At 31.2% G+C, this 16996-nt stretch carries 14 protein-coding genes; 11 read left to right on the forward strand and 3 right to left on the reverse strand.

Translation table 11 applies throughout. From position 1 onward, the window contains the following. From B5X81_RS09760 to B5X81_RS09795, 8 genes are all read left to right on the forward strand, one after another. Positions 1-912 carry an ABC transporter permease gene (locus tag B5X81_RS09760; protein WP_244282047.1) on the forward strand — a complete coding sequence of 304 codons (912 nt, stop codon included), beginning with the start codon at positions 1-3 and terminating at the stop codon, positions 910-912. A gap of 27 nt (positions 913-939) precedes the next feature. Then, positions 940-1944, forward strand: a complete 1005-nt coding sequence (locus B5X81_RS09765) for an ABC transporter ATP-binding protein (RefSeq protein WP_079491325.1) — start codon at positions 940-942, stop codon at positions 1942-1944. Between the two features lies 1 nt (position 1945). Then, the gene (locus B5X81_RS09770) at positions 1946-2914 is read left to right on the forward strand and encodes an ABC transporter ATP-binding protein (protein WP_079491326.1); all 969 of its coding nucleotides are present in this window, start codon (positions 1946-1948) and stop codon (positions 2912-2914) included. A gap of 57 nt (positions 2915-2971) precedes the next feature. Continuing rightward, on the forward strand, positions 2972-4225 hold the full coding sequence (locus B5X81_RS09775; protein WP_079491328.1) for an ArgE/DapE family deacylase: 1254 nt from the start codon (positions 2972-2974) through the stop codon (positions 4223-4225). 122 nt (positions 4226-4347) lie between these two features. Next, on the forward strand, positions 4348-5487 hold the full coding sequence (locus B5X81_RS09780) for an amidohydrolase (protein WP_079491329.1): 1140 nt from the start codon (positions 4348-4350) through the stop codon (positions 5485-5487). Between the two features lie 35 nt (positions 5488-5522). After that, on the forward strand, positions 5523-6671 hold the full coding sequence (locus B5X81_RS09785) for an amidohydrolase family protein (RefSeq protein ID WP_079491331.1): 1149 nt from the start codon (positions 5523-5525) through the stop codon (positions 6669-6671). A gap of 31 nt (positions 6672-6702) precedes the next feature. Continuing rightward, positions 6703-7374: an AroM family protein gene (locus B5X81_RS09790; protein ID WP_170917352.1), complete on the forward strand. Its 672-nt coding sequence runs from the start codon at positions 6703-6705 to the stop codon at positions 7372-7374. 193 nt (positions 7375-7567) lie between these two features. After that, complete coding sequence (locus B5X81_RS09795; protein ID WP_079491334.1) at positions 7568-8911, forward strand: C1 family peptidase; 1344 nt, start codon at positions 7568-7570, stop codon at positions 8909-8911. A gap of 152 nt (positions 8912-9063) precedes the next feature. On the opposite strand, the gene B5X81_RS09800 is transcribed toward B5X81_RS09795, so the two are convergent. After that, complete coding sequence (locus B5X81_RS09800) at positions 9064-10704, reverse strand: PucR family transcriptional regulator (protein WP_079491335.1); 1641 nt, start codon at positions 10702-10704, stop codon at positions 9064-9066. A 225-nt stretch (positions 10705-10929) separates the two neighbouring features. Here B5X81_RS09800 and clcA point away from each other — a divergent pair, with 225 nt between their 5' ends. Beyond that, positions 10930-12504 (forward strand): H(+)/Cl(-) exchange transporter ClcA, encoded by a 1575-nt coding sequence (gene clcA / locus B5X81_RS09805; RefSeq protein ID WP_079491337.1) that lies wholly within the window; start codon positions 10930-10932, stop codon positions 12502-12504. 225 nt (positions 12505-12729) lie between these two features. Beyond that, positions 12730-13800 (forward strand): YkvI family membrane protein, encoded by a 1071-nt coding sequence (locus B5X81_RS09810; RefSeq protein ID WP_079491338.1) that lies wholly within the window; start codon positions 12730-12732, stop codon positions 13798-13800. Between the two features lie 35 nt (positions 13801-13835). Here the strand turns inward: B5X81_RS09810 and B5X81_RS09815 are convergent, their stop codons facing one another. Both B5X81_RS09815 and B5X81_RS09820 read right to left on the reverse strand, forming a co-directional pair. Then, entirely contained in the window at positions 13836-14030 is a 195-nt protein-coding gene (locus B5X81_RS09815; RefSeq protein WP_079491340.1) for a capping complex subunit for YIEGIA, read from the reverse strand. A gap of 12 nt (positions 14031-14042) precedes the next feature. Further along, positions 14043-14939, reverse strand: coding sequence for a YIEGIA domain-containing protein (locus tag B5X81_RS09820; protein WP_079491341.1), 897 nt, complete (start codon positions 14937-14939; stop codon positions 14043-14045). A 578-nt stretch (positions 14940-15517) separates the two neighbouring features. Here B5X81_RS09820 and B5X81_RS09825 point away from each other — a divergent pair. Beyond that, positions 15518-16870: a peptidoglycan DD-metalloendopeptidase family protein gene (locus B5X81_RS09825; RefSeq protein ID WP_170917353.1), complete on the forward strand. Its 1353-nt coding sequence runs from the start codon at positions 15518-15520 to the stop codon at positions 16868-16870. Positions 16871-16996: the final 126 nt, after the last annotated feature.

Below are 16996 nucleotides of genomic sequence, written 5' to 3' on the forward strand. Positions count from 1 at the left end.
ATGATGACTAAAGAAAGTGATAAGAATTTTGTCGATCAGCAGAAAAAAGATTTAGAGATAATAAAAAGAGAGGCAAAGGCAAATAGCTTTATTAAGAAATTATTTAGAAACAAAACAGCTGTGGCTGGATTAATAATAATTCTTGTGGTTATTTTCACTGCTATTTTTGCACCTTTACTTGCTCCCCATGATCCAAATAAAATTAATCTTGTAAAACCATGTTTAAAGCCTGGAACAGAAGGTCATATCCTTGGTACCGATGAATTTGGCAGAGACATGCTCAGTCGTGTGATATATGGATCACGAATTTCCATAATTGTGGGTGTGTGTGCAACAGCACTTGGTGCATTAATTGGTATTGTAATAGGCTTAATATCGGGATACAAAGGTGGAAAAGTAGATACAATCATAATGAGATTTATGGACGGTATGTTTGCCTTTCCTTTTATTCTCTTGGCAATAATTATGATGACTGTTTTAGGAAGCGGACTGCAAAATGTAATTTTTGCCATAGGAATAGCTAACATACCCTATTATGCTAGAATTGTAAGAGGACAGGTTTTAATAGCAAAGGAAGAGGACTATTGTCAAGCTGTTAAGGCCTTAGGAGCGTCTAATTTTAAGATTATTAAGGATCATATTATTCCTAATATAGCATCACCAATAATTGTATATGCAACACTGAATATTGCCGGAACTATTATATCGGAAGCAGGCTTAAGCTTCTTAGGCCTTGGGATTCAGCCTCCAATTTCTTCCTGGGGAAACATATTAAAATCGGGAAAGGATTACTTATTGACTGCACCTCATATTGCAACCTTCTCAGGTCTTGCAATATTAATTACAGTAATTGGATTTAATCTTTTTGGAGACGGCGTAAGGGATGCATTGGATCCTAAACTCAATAAATAATTATTTTAAAGCAAGGTGGTGATAAAGTTGACAGATAGACTATTAACTGTTAATAATTTGAAAACATATTTCTATACTGCTTCGGGAGTAGTAAAGGCTGTAGATGGTGTAAGCTTTACTCTTGATAAAGGGAAGACTTTAGGGATAGTTGGCGAATCCGGTTCGGGAAAGAGTGTTACTGCTTCTTCAATAATGAGATTAATACCTCAGCCTCCTGGTAAAATAGTTGATGGAGAAATTGTTTTTGAAGATAAAAATATAATAGATATGTCAAAAAATGATCTTCTAGATTTAAGAGGTAAGGATATAGCAATGATTTTTCAGGATCCCATGACAGCTTTAAATCCCGTATTTACTGTTGGATCTCAAATAAGAGAGGCTATTTTAGCCCATAGAAATATATCTAAAAAAGAAGCAAAAAAACTGGCTGTTGATGCGCTAAAATTAGTTGGAATACCTGATGCCGATTCAAGGTACAATAGTTATCCCTATGAATTTTCCGGTGGTATGAGACAGCGTGTTATGATAGCCATGGCTGTGGCTTGTAATCCTAAATTGCTTATTGCAGATGAGCCTACAACTGCCTTAGATGTTACTATTCAAGCTCAGGTTTTAGAATTAATGAAAAACCTGCAAAATCAGCTTAATACTTCAATATTAATCATTACCCATGATATAGGCGTTATATGGGAAGTTGCCGATTATGTTATGGTCATGTATGCAGGTAGAACCGTTGAATACACTGATACAGTAAGTTTATATAAAAATCCTATACATCCTTATACTTGGGGACTGTTAGACTCTATTCCAAAAAGAAATATTGAAAAAAATGAGCCTCTGAATACTATTGAAGGGAATCCACCGGATTTAAGGACAACCGGAGAAGGCTGTAACTTTGTTGGCAGATGTCCCTATGCAAAGGATATTTGCAGAAAAAAGCAGCCTGAATTAATAGAAATTGAAAAAAATCATTTTGCTGCATGTCATTTTCAGACTAAGGATAGTCGTCTAGTAAGGAAGGGGGGACTTTAAATTGACTAAACCCATACTAGAGGTAAAGGAATTAAAGAAATATTTTCCCGTACACGGAAGTAAATTATTCGAAAAAAATAGATATTTAAAAGCTGTAGATGGTATATCATTTGATGTGCAAAAAGGAAAGACCATTGGACTAATAGGAGAATCAGGATGTGGTAAATCCACAGTTGGAAAGGCAATTATGGGCTTAAATAAAGCTAGTGGTGGATCTATAAAATTTAAAGACGAAGAAGTTACCAGCTTTAATAAAAATAAAATGAAGGAATTTAGAAGAAACGTACAAATGATATTTCAAGACCCCTATTCTTCCCTGGACCCTAAGAAAAGAATTAATTATATTGTAAAGGAACCTTTGCAAATTCATGGAATAGGAACGCCTAAGGAAAGAATGGAAAAGGCAAAGGAATTATTGGAAACTGTAGGACTTAGTTATTATTTTATGAATAGATATCCCCATGAGTTTAGTGGAGGTCAAAGACAAAGAATTAATATTGCAAGGGCTTTAATGTTAGATCCCCAGGTGCTAATATGTGATGAGCCTACTTCTGCACTGGATGTTTCTGTACAAGCTCAGGTACTAAATCTTTTTAAGAAATTACAGGAGAAATTTGAATTAACCTATTTATTCATATCCCATGATCTTAGTGTGGTTAAGTATTTAAGTGATGAAATTGCAATAATGTATTTGGGAAAAATTGTGGAAATGGGAGAATCCAATGAAATATACAAAAATCCATTACACCCCTATACCAAGGCATTGTTTTCAGCTATTCCAACTGAAGATCCTACTGTAAAGGTAGATAGGATAGCATTAAAAGGAGAAATTCCTAGTCCTTTAAATCCTCCTAAAGGATGTCATTTTCATAATAGATGTCCCTATGCTAAAAAGGAATGTATGGAAGTAAGCCCTAACTTAGATGGTGTAGCTAATAATCATAAGGTTGCCTGCTATTTATACAAATAAAAAAGTAATTAAAAAAATTCTAATTGAATAGTTCAAATTCATAAGGAGTGAATTAGAATGAATATTAAAAAAGAACTTTGGAAGGAAATTGATAATAGAAAGGAGCAGCTTATTGATTTATGCTGTCAGCTAATAAAAATGCCTACTGAGAATCCTCCAGGAGAGATGGAGGACATAACAGAGTTCATCTGCAAATATTTAGAAAAATTTGGGGTTGAAAATAAAGTACATAGGCCAAAGCCAAATAAGCCTAATATTGTAGCTAAATATGGAAATGAAAAAGGTAAAAAACTTATATTTAATGGACATGCCGATGTTGTTCCTGCTGGAGATTTATCTAAATGGGATTTTGATCCATATTGTGGAAAGGTAAAGGATGGAAAGATTCTTGGAAGAGGAACAAGCGATATGAAGGCAGGCCTTGGCGGAGTGATTTTTGTTATGGGGCTTTTAGCAGAAAAGAAAATACCACTAGATGGGCAGATGTTTCTTACTGTTGTTCCTGATGAAGAAATAAGTGGGGAGTTAGGAACGAAATGGATTGTGGAAAACAATATAGTAACTGGAGATGCATGTGTTGTAGCTGAACCAACGGGATATGACAATTGCGAAGTAGGGCAAAGAGGAACTCTATGGGTTAATCTTAAAGCCGAAGGTACATCTGCCCATGGAAGTCTTTCACCATATGTTGGAGACAATGCAATTGAAAAGCTTATTAAAGTCTTAGAAGGTATTAAATGTCTTACAAAATTGCATGGTGAATATGAAGGAGAAGTAAAGGAAGTTATTAAGGAATCTAAAATAGCAGCTAAGGAATGTTTAAACAAACCTGGAGTAGAAAATATAATTGATCATGTTACTGTGAATATCGGTCAAATTAAAGGAGGAACAAAAACTAATATGGTTCCTGATTCTGCCCAGGCCGATGTGGATATAAGGATTCCCCTTGGAGTAAGTACTCAAAGGGTAATCGATAATATTGATAAGGTTATAGAGGATTTAAATCTTAAAGGAATAACATACACCTACAGCTGGAGGTCTGAGCCTAATAATGTATCAATAAACAGTGAAATAGTTAAGGCCGTTAAAAGAAATACAAAGGATGTCCTAGGTATTGATATATCAGCCACTTATCAATGGGCTTCAAGCGATGCGAGGTATTTTAGGAGTGCAGGTATTCCAACCATTCAATATGGTCCTGCTAATACTGAAGGTATTCATTCCTACAATGAAACTGTAGATGTAAAGGATGTAATTAATGCAGCCAAAGTCTATGCTGGAATGGTTTTAGACATGCTTGTTTATGATTAATATAGATAACCAACATTAGAACTTAATATAAATTTCATAGAAAATAAAGAAATATTTTACATTTTTTCTATGGAATTTATAATACTTTAGAGTTGATTATCTTTACAAGGAAGGTGTATAGGATGATACTACTAAAAAATGGGACTATATTTGATTGTGATACTGGTAGTTACATAGACAAAGATATACTTATAGGTGACAAAAAAATCTTGCAGGTAAGCTCTAATATAGATATTCATGACTCAAAAATACAGGTTATTGATGTAAAAGAAAAAATAATATGTCCAGGGTTTATTGATGCCCATTCCCATATTGGTATGTGGACCCTTACTGAAAAAGGTAATGATGCAAATGAATGCGTTGAGCCTATGACGCCTACTATGAAGGCTATAGATGCTGTTAATCCAATGGATACTGCATTTAAGGATGCATATGCATCTGGGATAACTACAGTTATGGTTTGCCCTGGAAGTGGTAATGCAGTAGGAGGGCAAGGAGCTATAATTAAAACCTGGGGTGAAGATGTTGAAGAAATGATTGTAAAAAGCCCGGCAGCTATGAAAATGGCATTTGGAGAAAATCCTAAGAATGTATATAGTGCTCAAGGCAAAAGTCCAAGCAGCAGGATGGCTACAGCTTCCCTTATAAAGGAATTATTAACTAAAGCATATATGTACTTTAAGGAAAAAAAAGAAGGCAATGCAGCTGACTATGATGCTAAGCTAGAAGCCTTTATTCCTGTATTTGAAGGAAAAATGCCATTAAAAATCCATGCCCATAGGGCCGATGATATATCTATGGCTGTAAAAATTGCTGAAAAGTTCAATTTAAAGGCAACCCTAGATCATTGTACGGAAGGGTATTTAATAAAGGACTATTTAAAGAATAAAGATTTTCCGGTTATGATAGGCCCACTATTTTCCTTTAGGAGTAAGGATGAACTAAAAAATGCATCAGCTAAGTGTGCAGGAATATTGAGAGATAGTGGGATGTTAGTATCATTAATATCCGATCATCCCTTTACTAATTGTAAATACTTGCCCCTATATGCAGGATTATTATCTAAATATGGATTTAGTCAAGAGGAAGCTTTAAAGGCCTTAACTATAAATCCTGCGAGAGCTTTAGGCATTGATGACAGGATTGGGAGTATAGAAGAAGGCAAGGATGCTGATTTAGTTATTTTTGATAATGAGCCCTTAGAGTCCTTAACAAATGTTGTTATGACTATCATTAATGGGATTATTGTTTATGAAGGTTAAATATAAATAGTTGGCTTTGATTGGAGGAAAACGGGATGCTGCTTTTAAAAAACGGAAAGATATTAACTATGGATGAAAAACAAGTAGTCTATGGTGATATTCTGATAGAAAATGGCAAGATAAAAGAGATAGGTGGGGCTGTAGATTGTCCTGGAGCTGAGACCATAGATCTAAAAAATAATATAGTAATGCCAGGTCTTATAGACGGTTATTGTCATGTGGGATTAATAGAAAATGGCGTTGGTTTTCCTGGGGATGATATGAATGAAAACAGTGAAAGTATTAATTCTCAGCTTTCTGTTGAGGATGGAATTAATATAAGGGATATATCTTTTAAAGAAGCATACCAATCAGGAGTTACAACCCTTTCTGTATGCCCAGGCAATAAAAGTATAATAGGAGGCAAATCCTGTATATTAAAAACCTATGGAAATTCTCTAGATGAAATGATAATTAAAAGAAATGCTGCTTTAAATATATCTATTGGTGATAGCTGCAAGAAATTAGATGATAAAAACCCTGAAATGCCAAGATCAAGAATGGCTATAATGGATATGCTAAGAAGCTTTTTTGAGAATTCTAAAAATTATTTAGAAAAAAAGTCTAGTGGAGAAATAGATTATAGTAAATATAATAAAAAGTATGAAGAAATGGATACTGTATTTAAAAAGGAAATGCCACTACAGATTTCTGCCCATAAAGCACAAGATATTCAAAGTGCTATGAAATTAGGTAAAATGTATGGATTAAATACTATTATAAATTACTGCACTGAAGGATATATGATTATAGATCAGCTTGTAAAGGCTAATTCTCATATTATGCTAGGTCCATATCTAACTGATAAATCCAGTAATGAGCTTATTAATAGAAAGGACGAAATTCCTAATATATTATCTCAAAGAGATATTATGTTTTGCTTAACAACCGATCATCCAGAAGTACCAGTTCAGCTATTATCTATGTGCGCTGCTGTGGCAGTCAAAAATGGATTGGATTACCTAAGGGCTCTAAAGGCAATTACAATTAATCCAGCTAGAATTTTAGGAATAGATGATAGGGTAGGAAGCTTAGAAGTTGGAAAGGATGCAGATATTGTTGTTTTTGACGGTGACCCATTAAAAACAAGCACCAATGTTGTGATGACTCTATTAAACGGTTCTATTATATATAAAAATTACTAATATTATTTGAGTATATATGGAAGGTGAGTATGTGAAGAAGATTGGAGTAATAACAATAGGTCAATCTCCCAGAAATGATTTAATTCCAGAAATAGAAAAATATATCAATAATGATGTGCAAATAGTAGAATATGGAATACTTGATGATTATACATATGAAGAAGCCATTAGAAAATTTGAACCTGTAAAGGGTAAAAATGTTCTTGTTAGCAGAATGAGGGAAGGTACTCAAATAGAAATGAATGAAGATATAGTTTGTGAGGAGCTTCAGAAAAATATATATAAAGTAGAAAAGGATGGTATCTCTACTATATTGCTATTATGTACAGGAAAATTTCCACAATTTAATCATAAGGCTCTTTTAATAACACCTTTTTCTATAATACATTCTATTGTAAAAAGCATATCAGGAAAAGAGAAGGTTGGGATTATTATTCCAGATTCTTCTCAAATTAGGCAATGTAATAGTTGGTGGAAGGACAGCGATATTAATGTAGTTATAGAAACTGCTTCCCCATATAATTATTCAAAGGCTGGGATGAAAAAAGCAGCCATGGAATTAAAAAAACAATCGGTGTCAATGATTGTTATGGATTGTATGGGATATACAATAGAGATGAAAAAAACGGTGCAGGATATTACTAAGGGACCTGTTATTTTATCTAGAATTTTGGTAACTAGGGTGTTGAATGAAATATTGTAGTGTATAGATGTACGTTTTTAGAAGTTTAATTTGTGGTCGCAGCCACTGAGAATCCTTTTGGCTCATGTAATAAACCTGTTTCAGATTGAATAAAAAAGGAGAAACAGGTTTATAAAAATCGCTCAAAAGGAAACCTCAGAGGCTGCTTACTTTCTCAATTTTTATTTGAATAACTAAAAGGGAGGTTTATAATATGCATAAGAAAAAAAGTATTAATGAGGATTTAATAAAAAGGGCTTCAAAGTATTATCATTCTGATAAACATAATGAAGTTTATTCTGATGCTATTATTGAAAATGGTTTAATAAAAACTGCTCTAAGACGTAAATCTATTCAAAATATGCATTTTGATTTTTCTGATGAAATTGATGTAGGTAGAGTTACTGCACAAATGAAAACTGGAAGATGCTGGATGTTTGCTTCCTTAAATAGCATGAGATACGGCATTTCTCAAAATTTAAATATGAAGGAAAAGGATTTTGAATTATCTCAAAGCTATCTTTTTTTCTGGGACAAATTTGAAAAATCAAATTTATTTTTAGAGAATATAATAGAAACCATTGATAAAGAATTGGATGATTATGAAGTGGTAGGATTATTAAAAAATCCTATTTTTGATGCAGGTCAATGGGATATGTTTGCAAAGCTTGTTGAAAAATATGGAATAGTTCCTAAATATGTTATGCCTGAAGCTTATTGCTGTACTGACTCGAAGGTTTTTAATGCAATTCTAAGTGAAAAGCTTAGGGGTAATGCTAAGATTCTAAGAGATATGTATGGAGATGGAAAGAGTATTGAAGAAATTCAGTTAAAGAAAGAAGAACTTCTTGTAGACATGTATAATATAATAGCTCATTTCTTAGGAGAACCACCTAGAGTTTTTGATTTTGAATATAGGGATAAAGATAATGAATTTCACAGAGATGGAAATATTACTCCATTAGAATTTTATCATAAATATTCCACGGTTAAAACCGAGGATTATATTAGTATAGTCAATTATCCTACAAAGGATAAACCCTTTGGTAAAACCTATACTGTAAAGTTTCTAGGCAGTGTAGTGGACGAAAATCCAATAAAATATTTAAATTTAGATATACAGACACTAAGAGAACTGGCAATTAAGCAAATAAAGGGTGGAGAGCAGGTTTGCTTTGGCTGTGATGTTGCAAAAATGGCAAAAAGGGATATAGGAATATTAGATGCAGATATGTATAACTATGATATAGTACTAAATACAGAATTTAACTTAAATAAGGCAGATAGACTTGCATATAGAGGAAGCACCTTAACCCATGTTATGACACTGACAGGAGTTAATCTAGTTGATGGAAAACCAAATAGGTGGAAAATACAAAACAGCTGGGGAGAAGTAGATGGCAATAAGGGATTTTTTATCATGAGTGACGATTGGTTTGATGAATATGTATATAAAGTAATAATAAATAAAAAATATGTGCCTGAGGATATAGTAAAGGACTATGAACAAAAGCCAATCCTTTTAAAACCTTATGATCCAGTAGGTTCAATGTATTAAGGAACTTTGAGTAAATATCGACTTTTTTATTTAATATTTATTTACTATATTAGATAAAATGGCATCTATCAAAATTATTAAATGACTTATTTTGATAGATGCTATTTTCTATTTTAGGAAATTGTCCTATGTTTTTGTTAAGTATAACGATTTTACATGGAAAGTATATATATATCGTGAATCTTTATTCCAAGCTGGAAGAGAAGTCGGGCTTCGGAATTATTCAGGCTATATCCGGTTATAGATTCTATTTTCTTTATACGCTGATATAAAGTGTTTCTATGGATAAAAAGTCCATCGGCTGCAGCGTTGAAATTATAGCTGGAGTTTATTACAGATTTAATAGTTTTTAAAAGCTCTGTATTGTTTTCTTTATCAAATTTAATTAATTTATCTATAGAATTCTTATAAAGTCTTTCAATTATAGGATTATTCTTAATACTATAAAGAAGATGATAAACTATTAAATCGTCATAGGGATAAATAGATTTTACGTTTTTGAAAATATTTAAGCCCATTTTTATGCTAAATACTGCATCTTCATATGCAAGATTTAATCTATCAATAGTATTGTATGCTCTACTTATTCCAATAGAGAAACTGTATTCAGGCATTTGAATTTCCAGTTCCTTTAATAAATTAGCATAGCTTTCATTTAACTTAGCATTTGGCAGTTCATCATGCTTAAGCCTTATAAAGATAATAGTTGAATTTTCACATATAGAGTAGTCTTCATAAAATCTACTTTTTGAAATATTAAGGGTCTTGTCAATTATTTTTCTTGGTATTCTATCTGAAGAAGCTGGGTTAAGATGACTTTTATTTAAATGCTTAATATGAATAAGCCATACAAATCTCTTTAAATTGTATTTAAAATTAAAATAGTTACATTCATTTTCAATTATTTTTTTGTCAGAATACAAACCGTAAAGTATCCCTCTAACAAACTCATCCTTAGATTTATTATATATCATTTCATTTTGATGATAGGACATCATAGATATGATAATAAATGGAATAACTTCATTGGCTATCCTTAAATCATATTTACTATCACTTTTAGAGTCATAGTTTATCAAACATAGATACCCTAGCAATCTAGTGTATAACTTTAGGGGAAATATAGTATACTTGTCATTTTTATCTATATATATTGATGGCTTCAGTGTTGAAGATCTATCTATAGATCCATTATTAATTAATTCTGATATATAGCTTATTGGTATATTTTTATTATGTTTTCTGTTGATTTCTATGTAGTCAAGAATTTTACAGTTGTCTGAAAGTAAAAGTATTGATTGTTTAATATAATATGAATAAATCAAAATTATATTAGTTAGTGTATAGTAACTACTGTCTTTCAAACTTAGAAGATTATTTTTTAGTTGGTTTATTAAATAACTATCAATATTATTTTCACCTATTATGCTGAGTATACTTCGATAATCCAAATCATAATTTGCTTCTAAAATAGGAAAGTTAATTTGGTCTACTAACTTTATCATTTGTTCTAGCTTTGTTTTTATTTCAATGTCTGTTTCTTGATTAATAATAATGAGAGCAGAGATTTTTTTTTGCTTTAATAGGTTAATTATATTAATTATACTCATTTTTTCACTGATTAATATATCGGAATTTAATACTACAAGGTCATTTTCACTAATCCAGTATGTTTTATCTGGAACATTAAGGAATTGAACATCTTTTATTTTGTTAGATAGATAGTCATAACCGTTTAAAATATTTACTTTACCAAATACTTTAATTTCATTAAATAGCTTTTTACATTCCATTAGTTATTTCACCCCATGTTCTTTTGCAAAAAAACAATATAATAATGATTATACTCTAACTGTCGGGATGAATCAAGCTATGATGCATAGACACTGAAGACTTGATTGTCAGCTTAAAATAGGAATTCAATAATTTATAAAAAATAAAATAAGGTATTAACATATGTAATAGTATACAGTATACTATAATTGTAATAAATTATGTTAATAAAGAGGCGAGTTGTGATGAAAAAAAATAGTATTATTGGGACAATAACCCATTGGCGTGATTTTAAACTTCAAGTTTTTTCAGAGGGCATAATTGTTGGAATTTTAACTGGAATTATAGCGGTATTATATCGAATACTACTATATCATGCAGATATTGGCAGAAAAAAGATTTATTCCTTATTGAAAGAAAAATCATTTTTTTACATTGTTGGTTGGTTTCTCTTACTAATTGTTGTAGGTATTATACTTGGTAAAATTGTAAAGAAATATCCTATGATTAAGGGAAGTGGAATTCCACAGGTAAAGGGAGTTTTGGTAAGAAAACTTAAAATGGAATGGCTTAAGGAATTAATTACAAAATTTTTAGGGGGTGTTTTAGCCCTTGGTTTTGGGCTATCCCTAGGAAGGGAAGGTCCCTCTGTACAATTAGGTTCACAGGTTGGTATGGGAGTTAGCTCATTGTTCAAAAGACATAATATAGAAGAAAAGTATTTAATTACAAGTGGAGCAAGTGCGGGACTTGCGGCTGCCTTCAATGCACCCTTAGCAGGAGTAATGTTTTCTCTTGAGGAATTGCATAAAAATATTTCTCCAATTGTATTAACATGTGTAATGGGAGCATCTTTAGTGGCAGATTTTATTTCAAGTGTTGCATTGGGGCTTAAACCAATATTTAATTTTGAAGTTGTTTCTGTATTTCCTTTAAATAAATATGCTTATTTGGTTATCCTTGGAATATTAGCAGGGGTTGTGGGAAAATTTTTTAATACAGGATTATTAAAGGTTCAAGATTATTATAGCAGACAAAATTTATTTAAAGAAGAGTATAAACCTATTATACCCCTTGTTATATCAGGATTTTTAGGCTTTTTTCTTCCCCAAGCTCTTGGTGGAGGACATAATTTAATTGTCCATCTAAGCAAGGTAAATATGGCTATTGGAGTAATAATATTATTACTTGTGGTTAAATTTTTATTTACTATAGTTTGTTATGGTTCTGGAGTACCAGGAGGTATTTTTCTTCCCCTATTAGCCATAGGTGCTTTATTGGGAGAGGGATTTGGTTATATTTGTGTCAATTATTTTGATATTGATTCAATTTATACAATCAATATAATAATTTTATCTATGGCTGCATTTTTTACAGCGGTAGTTCGTGCACCTATTACTGGTAGTATATTGATTACTGAAATGACAGGAACCTTTGATCATTTGTTGGGATTGATAACTGTTTCAATTACTGCATATATTGTTACTGATTTATTAGGTTCCAAGCCTATTTATGATGCACTTTTAGAAAAGCTATTGAAAAATAACAAAAATAGTGATTTTAGCAGTGATGATGAAGATGAAAAAACTTTAATGGAAATTCCTGTGGCAATGGGTTCTAAAATTGAAAATAAATACATAAAAGATATTGATTGGCCTTCTGATTGCCTTCTTGTTGGCATAAAACGTGGAGAATGGGAAATGATTCCCAAAGGAGATACGATGATACTACAAGGGGATTCCTTAATTATATTAAGTCATAAAAGACAAGCAGATAATCTGAAATATGATTTGCTTTTAATGGGGCAGGAATCAATATAGTGTTTATTTATATTTGAAAATGAATGTAAGCAAAAGGGTTAAAAAGACTGAAGCCAGATATAGGTTTTGGTCTTTTTTGAGTTTCAAAATATTAGTAGTACAAGAAGATAGTATAAAAATATATGTATAATGAATTATATTGGAAATAGAATGTAAATAGGAGATGATAAGAAATAAAACAATTTAAAGATTTGTTTCAATATATAGAAAGGATTGTATTGTTATATGAAAGGTAATAAAATTACTTACTTTAGTATATCAACAGCCTTTATAGGAACACTTATAGGAGCAGGTTTTGCTTCGGGTCAGGAATTAATGCAATTTTTTGGACGCTTTGGAGCAAAAGGGATTGTTGGTTCTTGTCTAACAGCTTTTTGTTTTTCTATTTTAGGTATTATTATTATGCTTACAGCCAGAAACATGAAAACAAGCTCATATGAAGAAGTGTCAGTTCCTAATGTTAAGATTTTAAAAGTTTTTGCCAATAGTGTTATAACATTTTTTTCATTTGCTGGTGTAACGGTAATGATAGCAGGAACAGGTTCATTGTTCAGTACCCTTACAGGGTCAGAGGAGTTTGTTGGTAAAATAATAATTACCATTATAATTATTATTACTACATGCTTTGGTACAGACGGTCTAATTAATAGTTTCAATATTGTTGTTCCTGTAATGATTGCAATTGCAGCTATAGCAGGAACTGTTGGATACTTAAGTGGAATAGATGCTCTTTTTTATGATCCAATCAAGTTTCATGGATTAACTAATAATTGGTTTCTTTCTGCTATGTTGTTTGTATCTTATAATACGGTGATAGCAATTGCTGTTTTAGTACCCCTAGGTGTGAAGTCAAAAAGCAAAATGGATATTATAGGTGGAGCAGCTGTTGGTGGAATAATTCTTGGAAGTATTGGTACAGTATTATGCTTTGCTATTGTAAAAAACTTTACACTGGTTTATAAAACAGATTTGCCAATGCTTGTCATTGCTCAGCATAATAATAAGTTTTTGGGTGTGACCTATGCCTTTGTTCTCTTTTCAGGTATATTTACAACTGCAGCTGGCCTTATGTTTGCCTTGGTTGAAAGATTATATGTATACAATACAAAAATTACAAAAAATAAGATATTAATATCCATGATAATAGGTTTATCTGCACTATTTTGTAGCAGAGTTGGATTTACAAAGTTAGTTAGTATATTATATCCGATTAAAGGATATCTTGGATTTATTATTCTCAGTTTTCTTTTTTATAATTATATAAAATCCAGAAGAATAAAAGCTCATATAAAGTAAGATTTACAATTAAAATATTTCTAAAATATTTAATTTTACTCTTGGGTTATAATTATTACACCGTTAGATAAACCATATACATTTCCTGACAATGTACGTCCTAGCTCAGAAGCAATTTGTTCTTGGCTTTTTTTATTTTCTGCAAAAAAAGTTGGTGCACTTGAATGAACTACTAACTTTTCATCTAAAGTTATAATAGCCAAGATGCTTCTAGTTGAACTTTCCTTCATATTAACAACTCCTTAACTGGTTTTGCTATTTATTTTTTTATTTATCTCAAGGATTGGTACATTATATATTATTTCTTTAAGCTTCGATACATCCTTTGTAATAGGAACAATAACTAAAGCTAAGTCTCCATTATCAAAATTTCTTCTGGTTTCAACATATCTCTCTAGTCCAAGTAATCTGGAACACTCATGGACAATGGCCTTTCGCTGACCACTGTGATTTAGCATGATTTTTTCATTTTCTCCAATTGGTTTTATGATTATTCCAATACCGTTTTTTAAAATTCTTTTCTTAGTCGCAGATAATCCTATATTCATTACATAAATATCGCCAACATATAAATTGCTTCCTTCTTTAAATTCTAAAGGTGCTTCTGTTATATTTACAATATCCTGTAGTGTATGACCTTTAGTATAGTTTTTAAGAATTAAAGTTACAATAAACCCTAATGCAATAGAGATAGGTATAATAATAATGTTTCTCTTAGTCATATATCTAATAATAAATGCAGAAAAAGTAGTAATTAATGAAGAAATCATTACAATATAATTTCTGGCTTCAAAAGTTTTGGCGATACCATCTATATAGGATTCTCCTCTAGGTGCATAGCTATCTCTTTCTAAAGAGTGTAAAGTTTCCTTTTCCATTTTTCTTATATCTCTAAATTGTTGTATTGCTAATGATAGAAAGGTAACAGCCACATAGTTTTTTCCAAGCAATGCCGGATAAGCAACAGCTCCGATAGCGGCTGCAATGAAACCAGTTGTTAAATTAATTAAATATCCATTTGGTAAAGTAGGATATTGTCTTATATCACCTCTAAGCATCCATCCTCTACTAAAAAAACCAACTATTATTCCTATAAATATGAACAATAAAACATGGGATTCTAAAAGATGATTATTCATTATATCTATTCTCCTTGCTAATTTATTATAATTATTATCAGCATGTATTTTTAAAAATTATTAAGTGAGCAAATTGCATAATTACCTTCTTTCAAAAACTAACTACTATATATTGTTTTAAAATCTCTAAAGCTATACCATATGCATTATGCAATTTTGCCAAATTAAAGTTATGCAATTTCCTCAAGCAGATATTCATTTTTTGTAATACTTATTATTTGCAATAAATGTTTTTAAATGCAGATAAATTATATATATGTAAGGAAATTGTATAATTACCTTTTGCAAAAACTATCTATCATATATAATTTTAAAATCTCCAAAGTTATACCATCGAAATATATTTAATTCTAAATAATTAAATTAGGGATAATATTCGCATATGCAACCCAGCCAAATTAGAGTTATGCAATTTCCTCATTTATATAAAGGAGCAAAATTTTTAAAATTCTATTGATATACTAAGGACAACTATGGTAAAATATTATGGTCGAAATGAATGCATGAACAATAGTTCATGCATTCATTTCATTGATATTAAATGTATTTTAAAAACTTTTTTAAAAGGGGGACAAATAATGAGTGAATCCATAGATAATATTAAATTTAAGAATAAAAATCTATATCTTATCATAATTACTTTATTAGGTATCACTTCGATAATAGGATATATATACTTTTCTAAAATTGCCTATTCTGTTTCTATAAATGATAAAATGATTGGTATAGTTTCAGATAAAGAGAAAATTAATAAAATCCTTAATGAGATAAAGGATGAAATGGGAAAGAAATATAACAAAGAAATTAAATTAACTGAAGAATTAAGTTTTAAAAAAATTAAGGCTGAAGAGGACCAAATAACATCTAGTCAAGATATTAAATCTAAATTATATGATATATTGGATTTTAAAGTTGATTCATATGCTATTAATGTTGATGGTAAAGATTTGGTATACCTTGAGGGTAAAGTTTATGCACAAAAACTTTTACAAGAAATTAAAAATAAATACATCGGGGAAAATGAAGAGCTAAAGGAGATAGATTTTGCTGAAAGTGTAAAAATAAAGAAAAAGGAAATGGATATTAATAAATTGATTTCATATGAAGATGCCCTCAATTATATTTTGTTAGGGGGGAAGGAAATACAGAAGTACAAGGTGAAGTCAGGAGATACGGCTTGGGATATTGCAATTAAACATGATCTAGATTTACAAGATATATCTAAAGCCAATCCAAATACAAATTTGAAAAATCTTAAAATAGGACAAGAAATTAGCTTAAATCTTCCTACCCCATACATAAGTGTAAAAACAGTAGCAAGCAAAGAATACGAAGACGAAATACCTTTTGAGGTAGTATATGAAGAGAGTAGCAATATTTACATAGGAGAAAATAGAATTAGGAGAAAGGGTGAGGAAGGAAAGAAAAAAGTAAGTGCAGAGCTGGTAAAGATAAATGGCATATTAGCTGGAGAGAATGTTGTAGAGGAAGAAATATTAAAAGAGCCAGTTGATGCTATTGTTGTAAAGGGAACGAAAGAAAGACCAAAGACAATGGCCTATGGAGTTTTTGCTTCGCCTTCAAGGGGAAGGCTGACATCAAGATTTGGCCCAAGGTGGGGAAAAGCTCATGAAGGGATTGATATTTCAGGATCAGTAGGCACACCAATTAAAGCAGCCGATGGAGGAAAGGTTGTAACTTCCGGTTGGATTAATGGATATGGAAAGACCATTATAATAGATCATGAAAATGGTTATAAAACCTTATATGCCCATGCAAACTCATTAAAGGTTAAAAAGGGTCAGCGGGTATATAAAGGACAAGTCATTGCCAGCATAGGAACTTCAGGAAGGGTAACCGGTCCAAATCTTCATTTTGAAGTACAAAAGAATGGTGTTGCCAAAGACCCACTTAAATATATAGAGAATTAAAAAATTAGAATTAGAGAATGAAGGATACTGTTCATCACTGCCCGTCTTTTAGACGGGCTAATTTAATGTATATAAAGTGTCTAAATTCAATTAGTTCTTCATAGTTATGCAAAATTCAAAAGGACA

This window comes from Maledivibacter halophilus (genome assembly GCF_900167445.1).
In the GTDB taxonomy this organism is placed as follows: domain Bacteria; phylum Bacillota; class Clostridia; order Peptostreptococcales; family Caminicellaceae; genus Maledivibacter; species Maledivibacter halophilus.